The 22,242-nt window shown below is 67.1% G+C and carries 21 protein-coding genes and 2 tRNA genes; 8 read left to right on the top strand and 15 right to left on the bottom strand.

Annotated elements, in window-relative coordinates; translation table 11 throughout:
* Window positions 1-48 precede the first annotated feature (48 nt).
* Entirely contained in the window at window positions 49-1,332 is a 1,284-nt protein-coding gene (clpX, locus tag AWB95_RS10005; protein WP_062538950.1) for an ATP-dependent Clp protease ATP-binding subunit ClpX, read from the bottom strand.
* A 246-nt stretch (window positions 1,333-1,578) separates the two neighbouring features.
* Between clpX and mmuM the strand changes: the two genes are divergently transcribed.
* Complete coding sequence (gene mmuM / locus AWB95_RS10000) at window positions 1,579-2,481, top strand: homocysteine S-methyltransferase (protein ID WP_062538951.1); 903 nt, start codon at window positions 1,579-1,581, stop codon at window positions 2,479-2,481.
* Window positions 2,482-2,505: 24 nt separating this feature from the next.
* Here mmuM and clpP2 read toward each other — a convergent pair whose 3' ends face one another.
* The 4 genes from clpP2 to AWB95_RS09980 all read right to left on the bottom strand — a co-directional run bounded on the left by clpP2 (window position 2,506) and on the right by AWB95_RS09980 (window position 5,321).
* Entirely contained in the window at window positions 2,506-3,141 is a 636-nt protein-coding gene (gene clpP2 / locus AWB95_RS09995) for an ATP-dependent CLP protease proteolytic subunit ClpP2 (RefSeq protein ID WP_085168131.1), read from the bottom strand.
* Entirely contained in the window at window positions 3,138-3,722 is a 585-nt protein-coding gene (locus tag AWB95_RS09990; RefSeq protein WP_062538969.1) for an ATP-dependent Clp protease proteolytic subunit, read from the bottom strand. Before AWB95_RS09990 ends, clpP2 begins: the two co-directional genes overlap by 4 nt.
* Window positions 3,723-3,828: 106 nt before the next feature.
* Window positions 3,829-5,196 (bottom strand): trigger factor, encoded by a 1,368-nt coding sequence (gene tig, locus AWB95_RS09985; RefSeq protein WP_062538954.1) that lies wholly within the window; start codon window positions 5,194-5,196, stop codon window positions 3,829-3,831.
* A 51-nt stretch (window positions 5,197-5,247) separates the two neighbouring features.
* Window positions 5,248-5,321 (bottom strand) — tRNA-Pro (locus AWB95_RS09980).
* A gap of 126 nt (window positions 5,322-5,447) precedes the next feature.
* Here AWB95_RS09980 and AWB95_RS09975 point away from each other — a divergent pair.
* A tRNA-Gly gene (locus tag AWB95_RS09975) sits at window positions 5,448-5,518 on the top strand.
* A 30-nt stretch (window positions 5,519-5,548) separates the two neighbouring features.
* A complete protein-coding gene (locus AWB95_RS09970) occupies window positions 5,549-6,733 on the top strand; it encodes a serine hydrolase domain-containing protein (protein WP_062538955.1) in 1,185 nt (394 codons plus the stop codon).
* Between the two features lie 329 nt (window positions 6,734-7,062).
* Here AWB95_RS09970 and AWB95_RS24205 read toward each other — a convergent pair whose 3' ends face one another.
* From AWB95_RS24205 to AWB95_RS09950, 4 genes are all read right to left on the bottom strand, one after another.
* The gene (locus AWB95_RS24205; protein WP_084706964.1) at window positions 7,063-7,419 is read right to left on the bottom strand and encodes an Mtp family mycobacterial-type pilin; all 357 of its coding nucleotides are present in this window, start codon (window positions 7,417-7,419) and stop codon (window positions 7,063-7,065) included.
* Window positions 7,420-7,515: 96 nt separating this feature from the next.
* Window positions 7,516-8,310: an Fpg/Nei family DNA glycosylase gene (locus tag AWB95_RS09960; protein WP_062538956.1), complete on the bottom strand. Its 795-nt coding sequence runs from the start codon at window positions 8,308-8,310 to the stop codon at window positions 7,516-7,518.
* Window positions 8,311-8,312: 2 nt separating this feature from the next.
* Window positions 8,313-8,792, bottom strand: coding sequence for a ribose-5-phosphate isomerase (locus tag AWB95_RS09955; RefSeq protein WP_062538957.1), 480 nt, complete (start codon window positions 8,790-8,792; stop codon window positions 8,313-8,315).
* Window positions 8,793-8,883: 91 nt separating this feature from the next.
* Window positions 8,884-9,495: an Rv2466c family mycothiol-dependent reductase gene (locus AWB95_RS09950; protein ID WP_062538958.1), complete on the bottom strand. Its 612-nt coding sequence runs from the start codon at window positions 9,493-9,495 to the stop codon at window positions 8,884-8,886.
* A 193-nt stretch (window positions 9,496-9,688) separates the two neighbouring features.
* On the opposite strand from AWB95_RS09950, the gene pepN reads away from it, so the two are divergent.
* Window positions 9,689-12,265 (top strand): aminopeptidase N, encoded by a 2,577-nt coding sequence (pepN, locus tag AWB95_RS09945; protein WP_085168129.1) that lies wholly within the window; start codon window positions 9,689-9,691, stop codon window positions 12,263-12,265.
* 57 nt (window positions 12,266-12,322) lie between these two features.
* Here pepN and AWB95_RS09940 read toward each other — a convergent pair whose 3' ends face one another.
* From AWB95_RS09940 to AWB95_RS09930, 3 genes are read right to left on the bottom strand one after another with little or no spacing between them, the layout of a single operon-like run.
* A complete protein-coding gene (locus AWB95_RS09940; protein WP_062538959.1) occupies window positions 12,323-12,790 on the bottom strand; it encodes a DUF5130 domain-containing protein in 468 nt (155 codons plus the stop codon).
* Window positions 12,777-13,004: an aa3-type cytochrome oxidase subunit CtaJ gene (ctaJ, locus tag AWB95_RS09935; RefSeq protein WP_062538970.1), complete on the bottom strand. Its 228-nt coding sequence runs from the start codon at window positions 13,002-13,004 to the stop codon at window positions 12,777-12,779. The genes AWB95_RS09940 and ctaJ overlap by 14 nt, the downstream gene beginning before the upstream one ends.
* Before the next feature lie 38 nt (window positions 13,005-13,042).
* On the bottom strand, window positions 13,043-13,678 hold the full coding sequence (locus AWB95_RS09930; RefSeq protein WP_062538960.1) for an HNH endonuclease: 636 nt from the start codon (window positions 13,676-13,678) through the stop codon (window positions 13,043-13,045).
* Between the two features lie 134 nt (window positions 13,679-13,812).
* Between AWB95_RS09930 and AWB95_RS09925 the strand changes: the two genes are divergently transcribed.
* The 4 genes from AWB95_RS09925 to AWB95_RS09910 are packed head-to-tail and all read left to right on the top strand — an operon-like array spanning window position 13,813 to window position 16,343.
* The gene (locus AWB95_RS09925) at window positions 13,813-14,211 is read left to right on the top strand and encodes a globin (RefSeq protein ID WP_062538961.1); all 399 of its coding nucleotides are present in this window, start codon (window positions 13,813-13,815) and stop codon (window positions 14,209-14,211) included.
* The gene (locus AWB95_RS09920) at window positions 14,211-15,776 is read left to right on the top strand and encodes a glycoside hydrolase family 13 protein (RefSeq protein WP_062538962.1); all 1,566 of its coding nucleotides are present in this window, start codon (window positions 14,211-14,213) and stop codon (window positions 15,774-15,776) included. The genes AWB95_RS09925 and AWB95_RS09920 overlap by 1 nt, the downstream gene beginning before the upstream one ends.
* Window positions 15,777-15,810: 34 nt before the next feature.
* The gene (locus AWB95_RS09915; protein WP_084706965.1) at window positions 15,811-16,044 is read left to right on the top strand and encodes a YlcI/YnfO family protein; all 234 of its coding nucleotides are present in this window, start codon (window positions 15,811-15,813) and stop codon (window positions 16,042-16,044) included.
* Window positions 16,044-16,343 carry a type II toxin-antitoxin system PemK/MazF family toxin gene (locus tag AWB95_RS09910; RefSeq protein WP_062538963.1) on the top strand — a complete coding sequence of 100 codons (300 nt, stop codon included), beginning with the start codon at window positions 16,044-16,046 and terminating at the stop codon, window positions 16,341-16,343. Before AWB95_RS09915 ends, AWB95_RS09910 begins: the two co-directional genes overlap by 1 nt.
* 14 nt (window positions 16,344-16,357) lie before the next feature.
* Here AWB95_RS09910 and AWB95_RS09905 read toward each other — a convergent pair whose 3' ends face one another.
* The 3 genes from AWB95_RS09905 to AWB95_RS09895 are packed head-to-tail and all read right to left on the bottom strand — an operon-like array spanning window position 16,358 to window position 22,238.
* Window positions 16,358-17,005, bottom strand: a complete 648-nt coding sequence (locus AWB95_RS09905; protein WP_062538964.1) for a DUF8010 domain-containing protein — start codon at window positions 17,003-17,005, stop codon at window positions 16,358-16,360.
* Window positions 16,993-17,406: an acyl-CoA thioesterase gene (locus tag AWB95_RS09900; protein WP_062538965.1), complete on the bottom strand. Its 414-nt coding sequence runs from the start codon at window positions 17,404-17,406 to the stop codon at window positions 16,993-16,995. The genes AWB95_RS09905 and AWB95_RS09900 overlap by 13 nt, the downstream gene beginning before the upstream one ends.
* Window positions 17,403-22,238: an NAD-glutamate dehydrogenase gene (locus tag AWB95_RS09895; RefSeq protein WP_062538966.1), complete on the bottom strand. Its 4,836-nt coding sequence runs from the start codon at window positions 22,236-22,238 to the stop codon at window positions 17,403-17,405. The genes AWB95_RS09900 and AWB95_RS09895 overlap by 4 nt, the downstream gene beginning before the upstream one ends.
* Between the last annotated feature and the right edge of the window lie 4 nt (window positions 22,239-22,242).

The following is a 22,242-nucleotide window of genomic DNA, read 5'->3' as shown; positions in this document are numbered from 1 at the left end:
AAAGCTACGCATGAGTAACATTAGCTAGCGCCGCGCAGCGGTGGCGAATTACGCGCTCTTGTCACGGCGCTCGGTGCGCGACGGCTTGCGCGGCACGATCGTCGGCAGGACGTTGTCCTGCACCGTCTCCTTGGTCACGACCACCTTGGCGACGTCGTCGCGGCTGGGGATGTCGTACATCACCGGCAGCAGGACTTCCTCCATGATCGCGCGCAACCCGCGGGCGCCGGTGCCGCGGTGGATCGCCTGCTCGGCGATGGCCTCCAGCGCATCGGTGGTGAATTCCAGTTCCACGCCGTCCATTTCGAAGAGCCGGGTGTATTGCTTGACCAACGCGTTCTTCGGCTGGGACAGAATCTTGACCAGCGAGTCCATGTCCAGGTTGGTCACCGACGCGACCACCGGCAGCCGGCCGATGAACTCGGGGATGAGCCCGTACTTGATCAGGTCTTCGGGCATTACCTCGGCGAAGTGATCGGTGGTGTCGATCTCGGCCTTGGAGCGGACCTCGGCGCCGAAGCCGAGCCCGCGTTTGCCGACGCGGTCGGAGACGATCTTCTCCAGCCCGGCGAACGCGCCCGCCACGATGAACAACACGTTGGTGGTGTCGATCTGGATGAACTCCTGGTGCGGGTGCTTGCGCCCGCCCTGCGGCGGCACCGATGCCTGGGTGCCCTCCAGAATTTTCAGAAGAGCCTGCTGCACGCCTTCACCGGAGACGTCGCGGGTGATCGACGGGTTCTCGCTCTTGCGCGCGATCTTGTCGACCTCGTCGATGTAGATGATGCCGGTCTCGGCGCGCTTGACGTCGTAGTCGGCGGCCTGGATCAGCTTGAGCAGAATGTTCTCGACGTCCTCGCCGACGTATCCGGCCTCGGTCAGCGCGGTGGCGTCTGCGATGGCGAACGGCACATTGAGCATCTTGGCCAGCGTCTGGGCCAGGTAGGTCTTGCCGCAGCCGGTCGGTCCCAGCATCAGGATGTTGGACTTGGTCAGCTCGACGGGTTCACCGGAGCGCGAGTCGCGGCCCTTCTCGCCGGCCTGGATGCGCTTGTAATGGTTGTAGACCGCGACGGCCAGTGTGCGCTTGGCGGTGTCCTGGCCGATGACGTAGCCCTCCAGGAATTCCCGTATCTCCGCGGGCTTGGGCAGCTCGTCGAGTTTGACGTCGTCGGCGTCGGCGAGTTCCTCTTCGATGATCTCGTTGCACAGATCAATGCACTCGTCGCAGATGTACACGCCGGGGCCCGCGATGAGCTTCTTGACCTGCTTTTGGCTCTTCCCGCAGAAGGAACACTTCAGCAGGTCACCGCCGTCTCCGATGCGCGCCATGGTGCTGGGGGCCTACTTCCTGTTCACCGTTCGTGTGGTATGCCGCGTGTATTTCCCGACGCTACCCGCTTGCTCCGGCGCGACGCGACCGTTAAGGCCGAATCGCGTCAGTGATATTCGTGCCTGTCCGCTCCAGAACATATCGCCTCTCGGCGCTTGGCGCGCCTCGTAACGCGCCGCCGTATCCCTGGCGTGTCGCGGCCGTTACTGGACCGATTCGCGGGGCCCTACCCTGGGCCCGTGGGAATGGCCGTGCCCGAGGATACCGTGTTGATCGGCGACGGCGGCCTGGCCACCGAGCTGGAGGCACGCGGCAACGATCTTTCCGACCCGCTGTGGTCGGCGAGGCTGTTGGTGGACGCTCCGGCGGAGATCGCCGCTGTGCACCGGGCGTTCTTCGATGCGGGCGCGATGTACGCGACCACGGCCAGCTATCAAGCCTCGTTCGACGGTTTCGCCGCTCGCGGGATCGACCGGAGGCATGCCGTGCGGCTGCTGCGGCGCAGCGTCGAGTTGGCGGCGGCGGCCCGCGACGAGATCGGCGGAGGATCCGTTGCCGCATCGATCGGGCCGTACGGCGCGGCACTGGCCGACGGGTCGGAATATCGCGGGCGGTACGGAATTTCCGTGACGCAGTTGGAGTCCTGGCATCGCCCGCGGTTGGAGGTGCTGGCCGAGGCCGGCGCCGACGTGCTCGCGCTCGAGACCGTGCCCGACGTCGACGAGGCCGAGGCGCTGGTGAACCTGGTCCGCCGGCTCGGCGTGCCGGCCTGGCTGAGCTACACCATCGACGGCGCCCACACCCGCGCCGGGCAGCCGCTGGCCGACGCGTTCGCGGTGGTCGCCGGTGTACCGGAGATCGTCGCGGTCGGCGTCAACTGCTGCTCACCCGACGACGTCTTGCCGGCGATCTCGGCGGCGGCCGAGACGGGTAAGCCGGTGATCGTCTACCCCAACAGCGGCGAGCGCTGGGACGGCTCCCGCCGCGCCTGGGTCGGGCCGTCGCGATTCTCGGCCCAGCTTGTGCCGCAATGGGTTTCGGCGGGAGCGCGAGTGGTCGGCGGGTGCTGCCGCGTACGCCCGGCCGACATCGCCGCCGTTCGCCGAGCGTGCATCCAGGGCGGAAAATCGGCCGAAAGTGCGCCGTGAGTACACGTTCGGCGCGCGGCCAGATCAGGCGGGCTGCGCCGAGAGCTTCCGGTACTCCAGCACCGTGTCGATGATCCCGTAGTCCTTGGCCTCTTCGGCGGTCAGGATCTTGTCGCGGTCGGTGTCCTTGCGGATTTGGGCGGCGTCCTTGCCGGTATGGCGGGCCAGGGTGGTCTCCATCAGCGTGCGCATCCGCTCGATCTCGGCGGCCTGGATTTCCAGGTCGGAGAACTGGCCTTGGATCACGCCCGACAGCGACGGCTGGTGGATGAGCACCCGCGCGTTGGGCAGCGCCAGCCGCTTGCCCGGCGTGCCGGCGGCCAACAGCACCGCCGCGGCCGAGGCGGCCTGCCCCAGGCACACCGTCTGGATGTCGGCCCGCACGTACTGCATGGTGTCGTAAATCGCCATCAGCGACGTGAATCCCCCACCCGGGGAGTTGATGTACATCGTGATGTCGCGGTCGGGGTCCAGCGACTCCAGCACCAGAAGCTGCGCCATGATGTCGTTGGCCGACGCGTCGTCGACCTGGACGCCGAGGAAGATGATGCGCTCCTCGAACAGCTTGTTGTACGGGTTGGATTCTTTGACGCCCCAACTCGAGTGCTCGATGAACGACGGCAGGATGTAGCGAGCCTGCGGCTGGATCTGAGGAGTCATCGGGCTTCTCCATTGACGGGGGCGTTGGTGATGATGTGGTCGACGAACCCGTATTCCAGGGCTTCGGCAGCGGTGAACCAGCGGTCGCGGTCGGAGTCGGCCATGATCCGCTCGAGCGGCTGGCCGGTGAACTCGGCGTTGAGCCGGAACATCTCCTTCTTGATGACAGCGAACTGCTCGGCCTGGATCGCGATGTCGGCCGCGCTGCCGGTCACACCGCCTAGCGGCTGGTGCATCAGGATGCGGGCGTGCGGCAGCGTGTAGCGCTTGCCCTTGGTGCCGGCCGCCAGCAAGAACTGGCCCATTGAGGCGGCCATGCCCATCGCGTAGGTGGCGATGTCGCACGGGGCGAGCACCATCGTGTCGTAGATCGCCATGCCGGCGCTGATCGACCCGCCGGGGGAATTGATGTACAGCGAGATGTCTTTGGTCGGGTCTTCGGCGGCGAGCAGCAGAATCTGCGCGCAGAGCCGGTTGGCGACGTCGTCGTTCACCTCAGACCCCAGGAAGATGATGCGCTCGGAGAGCAAGCGCTCATAGACCGAGTCGACGAGGTTCAGACCCTGCGTGTTCGAACGCATGTCACCGCTCACAGTGGACTACCTGCTTTCTCGTGTTCTGTATGAACGACACTAACCAACCGGCGCCGTGCTGCACTCCCCCAAGTGCCCACGTTCGCTCAGAGCTTCACTCGGCGTCGTCCGCCGGCTCCGCGTCGGCGGCTTCCTCCGCAGCACCGCGACCGAAGAATTCGCTGGTGTCGATCACATTCCCGTCGGTGTCGGTGACGGTGGCCGCCTCGACCACCGCGGCGATGGTCAGGCCGCGGCGCACGTCGGCGAACATGGCCGGCAGCTGGTTGTTCTGCTGCATATAGGCGAGCAACTGCTGCGGCTCGACCCCGTACTGCTGCGCGGTCAGCACCAGCCGCTCGGTGACGTCGTCCTGGCCCACCTGGATGTCCAGGTCGTCGGCCAGCGCGTCGAGCAGCAGCTGGGTCTTGATGGCCTTCTCCGCGCCGGCGCGGGTGTCGGCGTCGAACTCCTCGCGCGACGACCCCTGCTCGGCAAGCGCCTCGGCGAATTTGGCTTCGTCGTGGTCGAAGCGGTGGATGGCGTTGTGCAGGGCGTCGTCGACCTGGGCCTGCACGACCGCCTCGGGAAGCGGCATGTCGACCTGCTCGAGCAGGGCCTCGAGCGTCGCGTTGCGGATCGCCTCCGCCTGCTGGATGCGCTTGACCCGTCGCACCTGCTCGGCGAGGTTGGCCCGCAGCTCCTCGATGGTGTCGAATTCGCTTGCCAATTGGGCGAATTCGTCGTCGGGCTCGGGCAGTTCACGCTCCTTGACCGAACCGACGGTGACGGTGACCTCGGCCTCCTGGCCGGCGTGCGGGCCGGCGGCCAGCTTGGTGGTGAAGGTTCGGGATTCGCCCGCTGACAGCCCGACGACCGCTTCGTCGAGACCCTCCACCAACTGCCCGGACCCGACCTCGTGGGACAGTCCCTGCGTCGTCGCCTCCGGCACGTCCTCGCCGTTGACAGTGGCGGACAGGTCGATCGAGACGAAGTCTCCGTTGGCAGCGGGCCGCTCGACTGACGTCAGAGTGCCGAACCGGGCCCGAAGTGACTGCAGCTCGGCGTCGACGTCCTCGTCGCTGACCTCGATGGGATCGACGGTGATCTTCAACGCACTGAGGTCCGGCAGCGTGATGTCCGGGCGCACGTCGACCTCGGCGGTGAACGTCAGCTCCTCGCCGTACTCCTTGTTGGTCACCTCGATGTCGGGCTGGCCCAGCGGCCGCACCTCCGATTCCGTCACCGCCTGGCTGTAGCGGCTGGGCAGGGCTTCGCTGACGACCTGGTCGAGCATCGCCTCACGGCCGAAGCGCGCCTCGAGAAGCTTGGCCGGCGCCTTGCCGGGACGAAAACCCGGCAACCGTACCTGCTTCGCCAGTTCCTTGTAGGCGCGGTCGAAGTCGGGTTCGAGCTCCGTGAACGGCACCTCGACATTGATGCGAACCCGGGTGGGGCTCAACTGCTCGACGGTGCTTTTCACGGCTGTGCTCCTCGCTGTCTGTTCTGGTGGGCTTCGGCGCTCGGCGCGGAGTCGGGGTGACAGGATTTGAACCTGCGGCCTTCCGCTCCCAAAGCGGATGCGCTACCAAGCTGCGCTACACCCCGCGGTGACCTCGCGATCCTACGGCCCGACACCGCCGTCCCCGGCATCGACCTCACGGCAAGGTCACGGGACGGCGTCATTTGGATTTGATGTCGGACGCGCCGTACAGTCTGGCTCGAGTTGTGCATGCGGGCGTAGCTCAATGGTAGAGCCCTAGTCTTCCAAACTAGCGACGCGGGTTCGATTCCCGTCGCCCGCTCGAAGCGGGGGTACCCGGCAGGAAGGCTCAATGAGCGACGTCGAAATCCAGGGCATATGCGCGTCGGGTTTCGAGAAAGTTCGCGACGCGTTCCAGCAGAATTTCGCGCTGCGCGGCGAGGTCGGCGCCGCGGTCGCCGCCTGGGTGGACGGCGCTCTCGTCGTCAACCTGTGGGGCGGCTCCGCGGACGCCGCCGGCGAAAGGCCCTGGCGGGAAGACACCCTGGCCACTGTGCTCTCCGGCACCAAGGGGCTGAGCAGCACCTGCGTACACCAGCTCGTCGAGCGCGGTGAGATCGACCTCGACGCGCCCGTGGCCCGGTACTGGCCGGAGTTCGGGCAGGCCGGCAAGAAGGCCATCACCATCGCGATGGTGATGAGCCATCGGTCGGGGGTCATCGGCCCGCGGACACGGATGCCGTGGCAGAAGGTCGCCGACTGGGATTTCGTCTGCGAGCAGCTGGCCGCCGCCGAACCGTGGTGGGAACCGGGCACCGCGCAGGGCTACCACATGACCACGTTCGGGTTCATTCTCGGCGAGGTGGTGCGCCGCGTCACCGGTCGAACGATCGGCCAGTACCTGCGTACCGAGATCGCCGAGCCGATGGGGATCGACGTGCACATCGGCTTGCCGGCCGCCGAGCAGCACCGCTGCGCCGACCTGGTCAACAAGCCGCACATCCGCCAGATGCTGGCCGATGTGAACGCCCCGGGCTACCCGACCTCGCTGGACGAGCACCCCAAGGCGGGGCTGGCCGTCTCGATGGGCTTCGCGCCCGACGACGAGCTGGGCTCCAACGACCTGACGAGGTGGCGCGCGCTTGAGTTCCCGGGCACCAACGCGCAGGTGTCGGCGCTGGGCCTGGCGACCTTCTACAACGCGCTCGCCCAGGAGAAGTTGTTGAGCCGCCGCCACATGGAGCTGATCCGGGTGCCGCAGGGCGGTTTCGAAACCGACCTGGTGCTGGGCCCGCGGGTGGCCGACCACGGCTGGGGCCTGGGCTACATGCTCAACCAGCGCTGCGTCAACGGACCCAACCCGCGGATCTTCGGGCACGGCGGGCTGGGCGGCTCGTTCGGGTTCGTCGATCTGGAACACCGAATTGGCTACGCGTACGTGATGAATCGGTTCGACGCCACCAAGGCCAACGCCGACCCGCGCAGTGTCGCGCTGTCCGGCGAGATCTATGCGGCACTGGGCGTCAAAGGACGCTGACGCGCGGCGTTAGTGCCCGCCCCCGCCGCCGGGGCCATACCCCGGCCCGTTGCATTACGGTCCGTTTCCGGGGTTCCAGTCGTCGCCCGGATTGCACGATTAGGTCGCGAATGCCGTCACTTGCGCGTGGACGTCGCTGTCCGCGCCCAGGCCGACCAGGCCTAAACCCGCCGCAAGCAAGGTCGCCGTTGCAGCGACGCGTACAGATTTCTTCATCCGCTGGCGGTACCCCGAGGGTCTGCGCCCCAAACGGATCGCGGATTTCCGGTGAATGAAAAAGCGACGGCCGCGGGGTTGGCCGCGACCGTCGCTTGCGGTGGTCAGGTGCGTTAGTGCCGGGGTCCGCCGGGGTGATCCCTCGGGCCACCGGGCCCGCCTGGGTGGTCGTCGGGTCCACCGGGCCCGGGGTGCCAACCAGGTCCGCCAGGCGGGGGCGGTCCGCCAGGTCCCCAACCAGGTCCCCAGTGCGGGTCGGGATGCGGGTTGGGTCCGGGCCCGCGCCAGTTTTCGTGGCAGCCGTTCCAGTCCCAGTTAGGCCCCCAGCCGGGATCCCAGAAGTCACCCGGGCACCATTGCGGGAAGGGGCCAGGCTGGGCATGGGCGGCAGATGCGGCGCCGATACCAGCCAACCCCAGACCGACGGCGACGACGGCTGTTGCTGCAGTGAGGTGTGCGATTCGTTTCACGCAGTCCTTCGTATCAAACGAACCTATGTGCCAGATGTGAGTACGTTTTGAGTGGAATGCGTCGCGCGCCAGGCTTGATCAACGCGACGGAGTCTGCTAACGCTGACATTCGGGGCACCAGAAGACATTCCTGCCTTCCAGTTCCGCGGTACGCACCGTCGTCCCACACACCCGGCACGGGTCGCCGGCGCGCCGGTACACGTACGTGCGCGGGCGGTCGGGCAGATATGACGGGGCGCCGTGGTCGTGTTCGGGGCGCACCACGATGATCTTGCCGCGGCGCAGGCCCACTTTCATGAGCGCGACCAAATCTGTCCACGCCGCCGTGAATTCGGCTTCGGTGATCGCCCGGCCGAGCCGATAAGGGTCGATGGCGTGGCGGAACAGCAACTCGCTGCGATAGACGTTGCCCACACCGGCGATCACCGTCTGGTCCATCAGCAGTGCGCCGATTGGCCTGCGGGACTTGGTGATCCGCGCCCACGCCCACTGTGGATCTGCGTCGCGGCGCAACGGGTCGGGGCCGAGCCGGGCTACCACGTCGGCCACTTGGGCGTCGTCGAGCAGCTCGCACACCGTCGGCCCTCGCAGGTCGGTGCCGTATTCGGCGCCGACCATCCGCATCCGCACCTGACCTGCGGGGGCGGGCATCGGAGTGGCATGTTCGGTGAAGGTTCCGTAAAGGCCAAGGTGCACATGCACTATCGGGCCGTCCGCGTAGTGGTGGAACAGGTGCTTGCCCCACACACTGGTGCGTCGCAGCACTCGGCCGTCGACTGCGGCCGCCGCTGCCGCGAACCGGCCCTGAGGGCTTGACACTGCAACCGGTGCGCCGGCGAACCGCCGCTGATGCAGCCGCGCCAGCCGGTGCAGGGTGTGACCTTCGGGCACGGTCAGCCGTCGGCGCCGGGCACCGGCGGCGCCTGATGGGTGCGTTCGTACTCGGCGAGGATGTCGATACGCCGTTGGTGGCGTTCGGCTCCCGACCACGGTGTGCTGACGAACGCGTCGACGATGGCCAGCGCCTCGGGGACGGTGTGCATCCGCCCGCCGATACCGATCAACTGCGCGTTGTTGTGTTCGCGTGCCAACGTCGCGGTCTCCACGCTCCAGGCCAGCGCGCAGCGGGCCCCGGGTACCTTGTTGGCCGCGATCTGCTCGCCGTTGCCCGATCCGCCGAGCACGATGCCCAGGCTGCCGGGATCGGCCACCGTGCGCGACGCGGCGGCGATGCAGAATGCCGGATAGTCGTCCTCGGCGTCGTAGCTGAACGCGCCGCAGTCGATCGGCTCGTGGCCTTCCTTCTGCAAGTGTTCGAAGATCTGCTGCTTGAGCTCATAGCCGGCATGGTCGGAACCGAGGTAGACGCGCATCCCGACATTCTTTCACTGCCTTTCCTTGGCGCGAGCGTGCGCGTCCCCGGCCGACACACCGCGCACATTCCCGGGATTGCGCCAGCTCGCGCTAGTCGAATTGCGGCCGTTCGGTGCGGGTCCGCTTCAACTCCCAGAAGTGCGGGTAGGAGGCAAATGTCACCGAGGCGTCCCACAGCTTGCCGGCCTCCTCGCCGCGCGGGATCTTCGACAGCACAGGGCCAAAGAAGGCCACGCCGTTGACGTGGATGGTCGGCGTGCCGACGTCCTCGCCGACGGCGTCCATCCCGGCATGGTGGCTCTTGCGCAGCGCCTCGTCGTAGGCGTCGCTCTCGGCGGCGTCGGCCAGCTCGGCCGGCAGTCCGACCTCGGCCAGCGACTGCTTGATGACGTCGTCGAGGTCCTTGTTGTCTTCGTTGTGAATGCGGGTGCCCATCGCCGTGTACAGCGGCGCGAGGACCTTGGCGCCGTGGGCCTGCTCGGCGGCGATTGCGACCCGGACCGGCCCCCACGCCTTCTTCATGTTCTCCCGGTACTTCTCGGGCAGGTCGTCGCGGTTCTCGTTGAGCACCGCCAGGCTCATGACGTGGAAGTTCACGTCGATGTCGCGGACCTTTTCGACCTCCAGGATCCAGCGCGACGTGATCCATGCCCACGGGCACAGCGGATCGAACCAGAAATCGGCGACTGACTTCTTGGGCATGGGGATCCTCTCGTCGGCGGTGCGGCTAACCGTCCAGCACAACCGTAGCCGCGGCAGGCCTGTTCCCGGCTCCGGGCTATCGCGGCGACCCGCTGCGCCCAGCGCCACCGCGCTTGCGATCGCCGCCGGGCTATCGCGGCGACCCGCTGCGCCCAGCGCCACCGCGCTTGCGATCGCCGCCTAGGTTGGACCCGTGGCTCTTCCCAATCTCACCCGTGACCAAGCAGTCGAACGCGCGTCCCTGATCACCGTCGGCGGCTACCGGATCAACCTGGATCTCACCGACGGCAACGGCGCGCCCGGCGATCGCACGTTCCGCTCGACGACCACCGTCGAGTTCGTCGCGCTGGCCGGAGCGGACACCTTCATCGACATCGCCGCCGAGAAGATTCACAACGCCACCCTCAACGGGCGCGACCTCGACGTGTCCGCGTATGACGAGTCGACCGGTATCGCGCTGACCGGCCTGGCCGAGCACAATGTCGTGGTCGTCGACGCCGACTGCCGCTACACCAACACCGGTGAGGGCCTGCACCGCTTCGTCGACCCCGTCGACGACGAGGTCTATCTGTACTCGCAGTTCGAAACCGCCGACGCCAAGCGGATGTTCGCCTGTTTCGACCAGCCCGACCTCAAGGCGACATTTGACATCACGGTGACCGCGCCCGAGCACTGGCAGGTGATCTCCAACGGGGCCTCTGTCAGTAGCGAGGGCGGCGTGCACACCTTTGCCACCACACAGCGGATGAGCACCTACCTGGTGGCGCTGGTCGCAGGACCGTACACCCGTTGGGACGACACCTACGCCGACGAGCACGGCGAGATCCCGCTGGGCCTATTCTGTCGGGCGTCGCTGGCGCAGTACCTGGACCCTGATCGGCTCTTCACCGAAACCAAACAGGGATTCGGCTTCTACCACAAGCACTTTGGCGTGCCGTACGCGTTCGGCAAATACGACCAGCTGTTCGTCCCGGAGTTCAACGCCGGCGCAATGGAAAACGTCGGGGCGGTCACCTTTGTGGAGGACCTCGTCTTCCGCAGCAAAGTCACCCGGGCCGGCTACGAGCGTCGCGCCGAAACGGTGCTGCATGAGATGGCGCACATGTGGTTCGGCGATCTGGTCACCATGCGATGGTGGGACGACTTGTGGCTCAACGAGTCGTTCGCCACCTTCGCATCGGTGCTGTGCCAAAGCGAGGCAACCGAGTACACCCAGGCGTGGACCACGTTCGCCAATGCCGAGAAGTCATGGGCCTACCGACAGGACCAGTTGCCGTCGACGCATCCCGTGGCCGCCGACATTCCCGACCTTGCCGCGGTCGAGGTGAACTTCGACGGCATCACCTACGCCAAGGGCGCTTCGGTGCTCAAGCAGCTCGTCGCGTACGTCGGGCTGGAGCAATTCCTGGCCGGGCTGCGCGACTACTTCCGCGCGCACGCCTTCGACAACGCCACGTTCGACGACCTGCTGGCCGCGCTGGAACAGGCCTCGGGCCGTGATCTGTCCGACTGGGGACGGCAGTGGCTCAAGACCACCGGGCTAAATACGTTGCGCGCCGATTTCGACGTCGACGCCGACGGCCGCTTCACCCGGTTCGCGGTCGCGCAAGGCGGCGCCCGGCCGGGTGCCGGTGAGACCCGGGTACATCGGCTGGCGGTGGGCATTTACGACGACGGCGGCGACGGCCGGTTGGTGCGAGTGCATCGCGAAGAACTCGACGTGACCGGACCGAGCACGGAAGTGCCTGCGCTGGTCGGTGTTTCACGTGGACAGTTGGTATTGGTCAACGACGATGACCTGACCTATTGCTCACTGCGACTCGACCCGGAATCGTTGGCCACCGCTTTGGAACGGATTGCCGACATCGCCGAGCCGCTACCGCGCACGCTGGTGTGGTCGGCAGCGTGGGAGATGACCCGCGACGCCGAGCTCAAGGCGCGCGACTTCGTGGCGCTCGTGTCGCGCGGTGTCGTCGCCGAAACCGAAGTCGGTGTCGCACAGCGGCTTTTACTGCAGGCGCAGACCGCATTGGGTTCGTACGCAGAGCCGGACTGGGCTGCGTCGCAGGGTTGGCCGGCGTTCTGTGATCGGTTGCTGGAGTTGGCCCGCGGTGCGGAAGCCGGGTCGGATCATCAGCTGGCGTTCGTCAATGCGCTGTGCTCGTCGGTGCTCTCGGAGCGGCACACGGCGGTGTTGTCGGCGTTGCTCTACGGCGATCCCGCCGACCTTGGCCTGGCCGGCCTGGTCGTGGACACCGATCTGCGTTGGCGCATCGTCACCGCGCTGGCCCGGTCCGGGGTGATCGACACCGACGTGATCGATGCCGAAGTCCAACGCGATCCCACCGCCACGGGAAAGCGGCAGGCCGCGCAAGCCTCGGCGGCGCGGCCGCAGGCGCCAGTCAAGGAACAGGCGTGGACGACGGTGGTGGAGGACGACACGTTGCCCAACGTCACCGGCCGGTCGATCATCGCCGGGATCGTCTCGCCCGGACAGGCCGGACTGCTGAAGCCGTTCACCGCAAAGTATTTCGAGGCGATACCCGGTGTGTGGGAACGCCGCTCCAGCGAGGTGGCGCAGACGGTGGTCATCGGGCTTTACCCCTCCTGGGATATCAGCGACGAGGGCATTGCCGCCGCCGACCAGTTCCTCGCCGATTCGGAGGTACCGCCGGCATTGCGTCGACTGGTGCTCGAGGGGCAGGACGGCGTCAAGCGGGCGTTGCGGGCGCGGCAGTTCGACGCCTCTGATCAGCGCGAGCGTGCGTAAAACACGGTTTGCCATCGGCGTTTCGACCGGGGACACGCACGCTCGCGCCGATGGGGGCTAGGCCGGCGAGATGCCCGAGCTGATTTCCCGGACCGCGCTGACCAGCCCGTCGATGAGGTGGCCGTCGGCAAACGCTGCCGCGGCGGCGGCGACCCCCTGCGGCGCGGACGATTCGGCGCCCCGGCGCCTGACCTGGGAGCCGTACACCACCTCGATCGCATGCTGGTCGGGCGATACCGCGATCAGCACCGCGTTGTCCGGCGTCGGCACCTTGGCCAGAAGTTCGCGGGCCCGCGCGGCGGTGTCGTCGCCCAGGTCACCGATGTAGACGGCGAAGCGCGCCCCCGCCGCCCGCGACCCGTAGGTCAGTGCGTCGTCGAGGGCGACCAGATCCTTGATCGGGAACGGGTAGTGCACCGACACATCGCCGGGCTCGGTGACACCGGAGACACGCCCGCTGGCGGTGACCACCCAGCCGTTGGGCAGTTCGGGGGGAGCAATAGTTGCGACTTCACCACTTGCCACTGGCGCCACCTCCCACGCTGAACTCCGACGTGTCGTGCCCGTGATGCCCGCCGCCGATCTTCTCGTCGGTCGCGGCCCACAGGATGGGCGGATGCGTCCACGGCTCGGACATCTTGTAGGTCGGCGGGTGGGCACCCTTATGCGACCAGATCAGTGCCACCAGCACGAGAACCAGCAGCAGCGGGATTCCCACGAAGTAGAGGTGGATCTCCATCATGCTCACGACGCAAACCGTAACCCATCGCGAGCGCGCTAGGCGGCTCCCTCACCCAGATACCGCGCCCACGCCGGGTCGAGCTCCTTGACCGTCGACAACAGCCGCCAGTGCTGTCCCTTCGGCGACGTCGGCGCCAGCCGCAGCGACCAGCCCAGCTCGGTCAGCAGCCGGTCGCCCTTGCGGTGATTGCACGTCGAGCAGCACGCCACGCAGTTCTCCCAGGAGTGATCCCCACCGCGGCTGCGGGGCACCACATGGTCGACGGTGTCGGCCTTGGCGCCGCAGTACGCGCAGCAGAACCGGTCGCGGTGCATCAACGCGGCGCGGGTCATCGGGACCCGCGCCCGATATGGCACCCGCACATAGGTGCGCAGCCGGATCACCGACGGCACCGCGATCGACCTGGTCGCCGAGTGGATGACCGGCCCGGCCGGATCGTCGTGCACCACGTCGGCCTTGCCGCAGATCAGCATGATGATCGCCCGTCGCATCGGCAGCGCGGTGAGGGGCTCGTAGGTGGAGTTCAGCAGCAGCACCCGCCGGCGATTCCAGATGGAACCCGTGTCGTGCTGGGCGGAGGGACGACTGTCGACGCTGTGCAGGCATGCACCGGCCGGGCTGGCCGCGGCACCCGGACTGCGGTGACCGCGGCGTCTCTTATGCTGCGCCATACGTCCTCCGCCGAACAGTCCACCATGATTCGGCGTGGATCGCATACCAAATTGGGCGGTGTTGGCTGGTCATTCCGGTGAACAACCGGTGCGGGTCGGCGAGCACCCGGTGCGATGCCCCACAATGGGAAGCGATGGAACCGGTACAACAGCAGTCGCTTTACGACGCCATCGGCGGCGCCGACACCTTCCATGCGATCGTGTCGCGCTTCTACGAGCTGGTCGCCGAGGACGAGATCCTGCGCCCGATCTACCCCGAAGAGGACCTGTCCGGCGCCGAGGAGCGGTTGCGGATGTTCCTCGAGCAGTACTGGGGCGGCCCGCGGACCTATTCGGAACGACGCGGCCACCCCCGGCTGCGGATGCGTCACGTGCCGTTCCGCATCTCGCCGATCGAACGCGACGCCTGGTTGCGGTGCATGCACACGGCCATCGCGTCGATCGACGCGCAGACCCTCGACGACGCGCATCGCAAGGAGCTGCTCGACTACCTGGAAATGGCGGCCCACTCGCTGGTCAACTCGCCGTTCTGATGGGGGCTCCCTGGTGGCGTAATGGAGTCTTCTACCAGGTCTATCCCCGCTCCTTCGCCGACAGCAACGGTGACGGCGTCGGCGACCTGGACGGGGTGACGGCCCGGCTGGACTACCTCGTGCAGCTGGGCATCGACGCGATCTGGCTCAACCCGGTCACCGTGTCCCCGATGGCCGATCACGGCTACGACGTCGCCGATCCACGTGACGTCGACCCGTTGTTCGGCGGGCTGGCCGCCCTGGAGCGGCTGATCGCCGCCACGCACGACCGCGGCATCAAGATCACGATGGACCTGGTGCCGAACCACACCAGCTCGCAGCACCCGTGGTTTGCCGCCGCGCTGGCCGCCGGCCCCGGCACCGATGCGCGCGAGCGCTACATCTTCCGCGACGGCCGCGGACCCGGCGGCGAACAGCCGCCCAACAACTGGGAGTCGGTGTTCGGCGGGCCGGCCTGGACCCGCGTCGTCGAACCCGACGGCAACCCGGGCCAGTGGTATCTGCACCTGTTCGACGCCGAGCAGCCGGACCTCAACTGGGACAACCGGGAGGTCTTCGACGACTTCGAGAAGACGCTGCGGTTCTGGCTGGAGCGCGGTGTGGACGGGTTTCGCATCGACGTCGCGCACGGGATGGCCAAGCCGCCGGACCTGCCTGATATGCAGTCGGTCGAGCACAACCGGATGCTGCGCAACAAAGACGACGATCCGCGGTTCAACCACGCTGGCGTGCATGCGATTCACCGCGACATACGCCGGGTCGTCGACGACTATCCGGGCGCGGTGACCATCGGCGAGGTGTGGGTCTACGACAACGCCCGCTGGGCGGAGTACCTGCGACCCGACGAGTTGCACCTCGGGTTCAATTTTCGACTGGTGCAGGCGCGCTTCGGCGCCGCCGAGATCCGCGACGCGATCGAGAACTCGCTGGCGGCCGCCGCGATCGAAAATGCAACGCCCACTTGGACTTTGTCTAACCACGACGTCGACCGGGAGGTCACCCGTTACGGCGGCGGGGCGGTCGGCTTGGACCGCGCCCGCGCGATGGCGATGGTGATGCTCGCGTTGCCCGGGGCGGTGTTCATCTACAACGGCGAGGAGCTCGGGCTGCCCAACGTGGAGCTGCCCGACGAGGTTCTGCAGGACCCGACGTGGGAGCGGTCCGGACACACCGAACGGGGACGCGACGGGTGCCGCGTTCCGATGCCGTGGTCCGGTGAGACTCCCCCGTTCGGATTTTCGACGACCGCTGACACCTGGCTGCCGATGCCGTCTGAGTGGACGGCGCTGACAGTCGAGAAGCAGCTCGCCGACGCCGGCTCGACATTGTCGTTCTTCCGCCGTGCGCTCGAATTACGAAGGCAACGCTCAGAATTCGCCGGTGGTGAGATCGAGTGGCTGGCCGCACCGCGCGGCGCGCTGATGTTCAAGCGGCCCGGCGGTCTGGTGTGCGTGCTCAATGCCGGCAGTCGGCCCCTGCGGCTGCCCGACGGCGAATTGCTATTGGCCAGCGCGCCGGTGGCAGACGGCCGGCTGCCGTCGAACGCCGCGGCGTGGTTGGCGTAGTCCCGGTCGCATCCCAACCTGGTACCATTTTGGTATGAGTACCCAGATCGCCGTGCGGCTACCCGATGAAATCGTCGCCTTCCTCGATCGTGAGGTCAGTGAGAACCGCGCACCCAGTCGGGCCGCGGTCGTATTGCGGGCGCTCGAGCGCGAGCGACGTCATGAGATTGCCGCTCGCGACGCCGCCATTCTCGCCGCTAGTGAACCCGATCACGACTTAGACGCACTCGCGCAATTCTCTGCAAAACAAGCCGCTGATATCGATTGATGCGGCCCATCCATCTCGCTCATCTCGATAAGACTCGGCCCGTGGTGATCCTGACGCGCGAACTCGTCCGCCCCCACCTCAGTCGGGTAACCGTTGCACCCATCACCGGTACCGTTCGGGGCTTGTCGACCGAGGTTGTTGTCGGCGTCGAGAACGGGCTTGCGCAGACCTCAGTTGTCAGCTGCGACAGCATCACAACGATTCCTACCGACGCGATAGCACGCCATATAGGCTACCTGCTACCGCACCAGGAACCGGGTCTCGCGCAAGCAATCCGCGCGGCATTCGACCTCGAATAGCGCCCTCGCGAGCGCTACAAAAGTACGCGGCGGCGATACACCGAGCCGAACCGCGCGTCGAGCCGCAACCATGTCGGCAGGATCCGGACCCGCACGATTTCGTCGGCGTCGACGGCCTCCGGTGACTGCGGCAGGAAACCCATTGCGGTCAAGGCGAATACGCAGCGCATCGGAACGCCGACGCTGACGTCGGCAGAGCTGACCCGCAGCACCTCCTGGTCGAGCAGCGACGCCGGCGGGCCGTGGGCGCTGCCGTGCTCCTTGGCGAGCGCGGCGCCGCGCTGCGCCAAATCCAGCATCAGGCGCGCCGGCACGTCGTCGAGGTGAGTGAATCCCGTCTCGGGCGGCAGCGCTCCGCGCCACGCGAAATCCATCGGGAAACCGGGGTCGACGTGACCGGCGCTGTCCATCGCCGACAGCCCGCGCGCCAATTGGTCTGCGCCCACGGACAAATCGTCGGGTCGCATACTGCCGGCCACCACCCTGCTGGCCAGCACGTCGAAACCGGTGGCCACCCAGGCGGTCAGCACCTGATCGGAGCGTGCGCGCAGCCGGATCACCGCGGCGTCGTCCAGTCGCAACGCCCGCTCGACGAATGCGGCCAGATCCGCGCGCTGGGTGGCGTCGCCCAGCCACAGTCCCCGCTCGGCTACCGCAGCCACCGCTGCAAATATTCCCGGTGCTGCGGCGTGAGCCGCACCAGCCGCTGCTCGTCGATATGGACTGCGGCCAACTGTGTTTCGGCGACCACGGCGGGTTTGGCCGCCGGAGCGGCGTTGACCGAGCGCACCTCGTAGCCGATGGTGAAATCCACGGCCCGCATCCGCTTCACCCACATGGTCACCTGCAGCGGCGAATCCGCCAGCCGCAGTTGGTCTTTGTAGGTCACCCGCACGTCGGCGATCAACAAGCCGATCGTGGTGATGTCGGCACCGAAAGGCTCGCGCAGAAACGGGACGCGGGCCTCTTCCAGAATCGTGACCATAGTCGCGTGGTTGATGTGCTGGTACATGTCGATGTCCGACCAGCGCACCGGAACCGGCGCGACGAATCCTGTGTTCACCCTGACGATCCCCGTCCGCTCGTTCGTGTCATACGGCGAATCTGGCGCGCCGCCACCGACAATGTCGCCAAATCCTTTTGACCGCTCTCGTAGATCTCGGTGAGCGTCCGGCGCGCCCGCTCGACCCGCGACGCGCTGGTGTGTTCCCATTCGGCGATCTTCTCTTCCCCGCTCTCATCCGGCTCGCCCACGGCCAGCACGTCGAAACACAATGCCCGCAAAGAGGCGTAGATATCGTCGCGAATCGCCAACCGGGCCAACGAATGCCAACGGTCCCGGCGCGGCAGTTCGGACACCGCGGTCAGCAGTCCGTCGGTACCCAGGCGGTCCATCAGCGCGAAATAGGTGTCGGCGACCTCGGCGGCGTCACGCTCGTCGATGTCGGCGATGTCGATGATGTCCAGCAGGCTGTACCGGTACAACCCGGTGGCCACCAGGTAGGCCAACTCCTCCGATGCGCCCTGCGAAACGAATTCGCCGGCTTCCTTTTCCACGATCGCTTTGTCGTCGCCGCGCAGCCACTCCGACATCCGCGGTGTCAGCTCCTGCACCTTCTTGGCGAATCGGTTGATCTCGGCGCCGACGGCCAGCGGCTGCGGACGGTAGTTGAGCAGCCAGCGTCCGGCGCGGTCGATCAGCCGCCGGGTGTCCAGCGTCATCCGGTCGGACAGCGTGATTGGCAGGTCCGCGTCACGGATCTGCCGCCATATCTCCCCGACCCCGAAGATCGCATCGGTCGCGACGTAGGTGCGGACGGCGTCGACCTGGCTGACCCCGACGTCCTCGGTGATCCGGTAGGCATAGGTGATTCCGCTGGTGTCCACCAAGTCGTTGACCAGCATGGTCGTAACGATCTCGCGACGCAGTTGATGCAAGCGGATCTCGCTGGCGAATCGCTCCCGCAGCATCGACGGAAAGTATTTCGGCAACCGGGCCGCGAACACTTCCTGATCCGGCAGGTCGGTGGCCAACAGCTCGTCTTTGAGCCCGAGTTTGACGTGCGCCATCAGGGTGGCGAGTTCGGGCGAGGTCAGCCCGAGACCGGCCTCGGCCCGCCGGTGAATCTCCTTCTCCGACGGCAGCGCTTCGAGTTCCCGGTTGAGCCCGCGTTCGGCGACCAGGTAGCGGATCTGCTCGGCGTGCACCGGCAACAGGCTTGCGGCGTTGGCCCGGCTGGTGCCCATCAGATCGTTCTGGTCGACGTTGTCGGCCAACACCATTTCGGCCACCTCGTCGGTCATCGACTCCAGCAGCGCGGTGCGCTCCTCGGGCTTGACCTTGCCGGCGGTGACCAGCGCGTCGATCAGGATCTTGATGTTGACCTCATGGTCGGAGCAGTCGACGCCGGCCGAGTTGTCCAGAGCGTCGGTGTTGATCCGGCCCCCGCACAGGTCGAACTCGACACGACCCAGCGACGTGACACCGAGGTTGCCGCCCTCGGCAATCACCTTGGCGCGCAACTGGTTTGCGTTGACCCGCACCGCGTCGTTGGCCCGGTCCCCCACGTCGACGTCGGATTCGGTTTCGGCCTTGACGTAGGTGCCGATCCCGCCGTTGTAGAGCAGGTCTACCGGTGCCTTGAGGATCGCGCGCACCAGGTTCGGCGGGGCCATCTCGGTGACGTCGTCCTCGATTCCCAGCGCGGTGCGGACCTGCTCGCCGATCGGGATGGCCTTGTGCTCACGGCTGTACACCCCGCCACCCTCGCTGATCAGCGATGCGTCGTAGTCGTCCCAACTGGAGCGGGGCAGTTCGAACAGGCGCTTGCGCTCTTCCCATGAGCGCGCGGCGTCGGGATTCGGGTCGAGGAAGATGTGCCGGTGGTCGAAGGCGGCCAGCAGCCGAATGTGCTTGGACAGCAACATGCCGTTGCCGAACACATCGCCGCTCATATCGCCGATGCCGACGACGGTGAAGTCCTCGCTTTGGGTGTCGACTCCCATTTCGCGGAAGTGGCGCTTGACGGCTTCCCACGCTCCGCGGGCGGTGATGCCCATCGCCTTGTGGTCGTAACCCACCGACCCTCCGGAAGCGAACGCGTCGCCCAGCCAGAACCCGTAGGACTTGGCGACGTCGTTGGCGATGTCGGAGAACGCGGCGGTGCCTTTGTCGGCGGCCACCACCAGGTAGGCGTCGTCGCCGTCGCGGCGCACTACCTCGGGCGGGGCGCTGACGTCGCCGGTGGTGTGGTCGACGTTGTCGGTGATTTCCAGCAGCCCGGAGATGAACAGCTTGTAGCAGGCGACGCCCTCCTCACGGACGGCGTCGCGATCGCCGGCCGGGTCGCCGGTGGGCAGCGGCGGCCGCTTGACGACGAATCCGCCTTTGGCGCCGACCGGCACGATGACGGCGTTCTTCACCGCTTGCGCCTTGACCAGGCCCAGGATCTCGGTGCGGAAGTCTTCCCGGCGGTCCGACCAGCGCAGCCCGCCGCGCGCGACGTGGCCGAAGCGCAGGTGCACGCCCTCGACACGCGGTGAGTACACGAAGATCTCGAACTTCGGCCGCGGCAGCGGCAGCTCGTCGACCAGCTGGGCGTCCAGCTTCAGCGACAGCACATTCTTGGCTCGCACCGAATCTTGCCGTGTCACAAAGTAATTAGTTCGCAGCGTGGCCTGGATCAGCGACGCGAATGCGCGCAGGATCCGGTCGGTGTCCAGGCTCTGCAGTGCGTCGATGTCCGCGGCAACGGCGGCGACCGCCGCTTGCGCGTCGCGGTTCTTCGACGTGCCCGACGGGTCGAACAGCGCCTCGAAGAGCGCCACTAACGCCGCTGCGGTGTGCGGGTTCTCGTTGAGCACCGATTCGATGTGGGTTTGGCTGTAGGGAAAAGCCGCCTGCCGCAGGTACTTCGCGTAGGCGCGCAGCACCTCGACCTGCTGCCAGGTCAGGCTTGCCCGCAGCACCAGCTCGTTGAACCGGTCGACCTCCACGCGGCCCTGCCAGATCGCGGTCACCGCGTCGGCGAACCGTTGCGCGGCGGCCTCCCGCTCGGGCCCTTCGGGGGCCAGTGAAATCGTTGGGTGGGGAGAGATCTTGAATTGGTAGATCCACACCTTCAGCGAGTCGGGCCGGGTGACGGTGAACGGTCGCTCTTCGAGCACCACCACGCCCATGGATTGCAGCATCGGCAGCAGTCGGCTCAGCGACGCGGTTCGCCCGCCCAAATACCAAGTGAGCAGCGCGATTCCGTCGTCCTCGTCATGGTCGGAGAACACCAGCTTGACCGAGTCGTCGGTCAGCGATTCGATGACGCCGATGTCTTTGATGGCGTCGGCGGGGCTGACGGCCTGCTTGTAGGCCTCCGGGAAAGCCGCGGCGTAGTGTTCGGCCCGGTCCTGCGCTATTGCACCGGTCTGCACGGCGCCGAGCAACCGGTCGGCCCAGGTGCGGGCGGCCTCGGTCAGCAGGGCCTGGATGCGGGTCCGGTTGTCTTCGGAGGTGTCCACCGCAGCGTGCGCATCAGGCAGGCGAACGACGAAATGCACCAGCGCCCAAGGGGCTTCACTGACCCGGGCGGTGTATTCCAGGCTGGTGCCGCCGAATTCGCGCACCAGGATGTCCTGCATCTCCAACCGGACAGCCGTGGTGTAGCGGTCGCGTGGCAGATACACCAGGCATGACACAAGTTGTCCGAGTTGGTCGGCGCGCAAGAACAGCAGCGCGCGACGCCGCGATCCAAGGTCCACCACGGCCATCGCCATGGTGAGCAGCCGTTCGGCGTCGAGCGCGAACAACTCCGAGCGCGGCACGGTCTGGATGATGTCGAGGAGCAGCTGGCCCGGGTGGCTGGGATCGCGTTCGGCCAGCTCGAGGGCTTGCTGAACCCGGCCGGCGATCAACGGGATCTCCAGCACGTTGGCGTTCATCGCGGCGACCGTGAACAGGCCGACGAAGCGGTGCTCGATGATGCCGTCGCCGGCGTTTTCGCGGATGACGACGATGTAGGGGTAGGCGCCGAAGCGCACATAACTGGGCACGGTGGCCTGGGCCAGCACCAGCAGTTTGCCGTCGCCGGTCAACCGTGGGCGCAACGCCTTGCGCAGCCGCAGCACGCCCAGCCGGGCCGATTCGTCGACCGCGATCTGCCCGTCGCGCACCTCCCCTCGCTGGTAGCCGAGCAACACGAAATGCCCGTCGGCCAACCAGCGCAACAGTGCGGCGACGTCGCGGCGGTCCGGGCCCGAGAAGTGCTCGTCGGCGTTGGTTTCGACCTGCTCTGCCAGGCCGTCGAGGGCAGCGGCCATGGCCGTTGAATCCGCCGCGACCTGGCGCACGTCGGCCAGCACGTTGGGCAACAGGCGTTCGGCTTCGGCCAGCGCCTTGCCGTGTACCGACGGCGAAAGCTGGATGTGGATCCACATCTCGTCCACGCCGTCCGCTGCGCCGTCGCCGACGTCGGGTCCGACGCCCACCAGCTCGCCGTGGGCGGTGCGGCGCACCGCGAATACCGGGTTCATGATGCCGACGTAGGCCACCCCGAGGCGATGCAGCAACACCGCCACCGAATCCATCAGCATGGCGCCGTGTTCGGTGACGACCTGCATCGCGGGGCCGAACCCGGCGGGGTCGTCGGCGGGGTACACCGCAACCCGGGTCTCACCGGGCGCACGGCGGCGCGCCAGCCGAAAGTGGGCGCGCAGCATCGCCGGCGTCACCGCCCTGACGGCTGCCCGGTTGATGACGGCGGTATCGGCGAACTGCCGTTCACTGTCGGGCGCGTCGCCGTGCGGGCCGCGGTAGGTGGCGGTGTATGCCCGCGGAATCCAGGGCGGAAAGTCCTCGGCAGGAGAAGCCGGGCGATCTCGCTCAGCCCGCGGATCACCCGTCATGCCG

It is taken from the genome of Mycobacterium celatum (assembly GCF_002101595.1).
Classification (GTDB): domain Bacteria; phylum Actinomycetota; class Actinomycetes; order Mycobacteriales; family Mycobacteriaceae; genus Mycobacterium; species Mycobacterium celatum.
This window is presented reverse-complemented; position numbering and strand designations above follow the sequence as displayed.

Coding starts and splice junctions, on each gene's coding strand:
- AWB95_RS09925 (WP_062538961.1), top strand. CDS start 13,813: ATGGAACCGGTACAACAGCAGTCGCTTTACGACGCCATCGGCGGCGCC.
- clpP2 (WP_085168131.1), bottom strand. CDS start 3,141: ATGACTCCTCAGATCCAGCCGCAGGCTCGCTACATCCTGCCGTCGTTC.
- ctaJ (WP_062538970.1), bottom strand. CDS start 13,004: ATGGAGATCCACCTCTACTTCGTGGGAATCCCGCTGCTGCTGGTTCTC.
- mmuM (WP_062538951.1), top strand. CDS start 1,579: ATGGCCGTGCCCGAGGATACCGTGTTGATCGGCGACGGCGGCCTGGCC.
- AWB95_RS09990 (WP_062538969.1), bottom strand. CDS start 3,722: ATGCGTTCGAACACGCAGGGTCTGAACCTCGTCGACTCGGTCTATGAG.
- AWB95_RS09920 (WP_062538962.1), top strand. CDS start 14,211: ATGGGGGCTCCCTGGTGGCGTAATGGAGTCTTCTACCAGGTCTATCCC.
- AWB95_RS09915 (WP_084706965.1), top strand. CDS start 15,811: ATGAGTACCCAGATCGCCGTGCGGCTACCCGATGAAATCGTCGCCTTC.
- AWB95_RS09930 (WP_062538960.1), bottom strand. CDS start 13,678: ATGGCGCAGCATAAGAGACGCCGCGGTCACCGCAGTCCGGGTGCCGCG.
- AWB95_RS09910 (WP_062538963.1), top strand. CDS start 16,044: ATGCGGCCCATCCATCTCGCTCATCTCGATAAGACTCGGCCCGTGGTG.
- AWB95_RS09970 (WP_062538955.1), top strand. CDS start 5,549: ATGAGCGACGTCGAAATCCAGGGCATATGCGCGTCGGGTTTCGAGAAA.
- clpX (WP_062538950.1), bottom strand. CDS start 1,332: ATGGCGCGCATCGGAGACGGCGGTGACCTGCTGAAGTGTTCCTTCTGC.
- AWB95_RS09895 (WP_062538966.1), bottom strand. CDS start 22,238: ATGACGGGTGATCCGCGGGCTGAGCGAGATCGCCCGGCTTCTCCTGCC.
- AWB95_RS09950 (WP_062538958.1), bottom strand. CDS start 9,495: ATGCCCAAGAAGTCAGTCGCCGATTTCTGGTTCGATCCGCTGTGCCCG.
- AWB95_RS09955 (WP_062538957.1), bottom strand. CDS start 8,792: ATGCGCGTCTACCTCGGTTCCGACCATGCCGGCTATGAGCTCAAGCAG.